We start from the raw sequence: 308 nt of genomic DNA, 5'->3' as shown, positions 1-308 counted from the left end.
CTTCCGGAACCGCACCTCGCGGCCCGCGGGACCCAGCGCTCATGCGCGCGGTCCGGGCACGAGGATGCCCCCGAGTCGTCTCCCCTATGCGCCATGCGGCCCCCAGGGCACGTGTATGCGATACCGGACACCGTAACGGTGGGCGCCGCCCACCGGTCAGCGGCCAGAGCATGGGGGGCACGCCCGGTCCCGTTCCGAACCCGGAAGCTAAGCCCCATCGCGCCGAGAGTACTGCGGGGCCAGCCCGTGGGAGGCCAGGGCGCCGCTGACCGGTGGACGGCACCGAGCCGTCGGATGACTTGAAGAAG

General features: G+C 72.4%; 1 rRNA gene. It reads left to right on the top strand.

What is annotated here, in order from left to right:
• The first annotated feature begins 155 nt into the window (after positions 1-155).
• A 5S ribosomal RNA gene (gene rrf / locus DW211_RS09960) occupies positions 156-271 on the top strand.
• Positions 272-308 lie beyond the last annotated feature (37 nt).

The sequence above is a fragment of the Collinsella sp. AM18-10 genome (assembly GCF_003471585.1).
In the GTDB taxonomy this organism is placed as follows: domain Bacteria; phylum Actinomycetota; class Coriobacteriia; order Coriobacteriales; family Coriobacteriaceae; genus Collinsella.
Note: the sequence above shows the minus strand (reverse complement) of the source record. Positions and strands in the feature narration are given on the sequence as shown.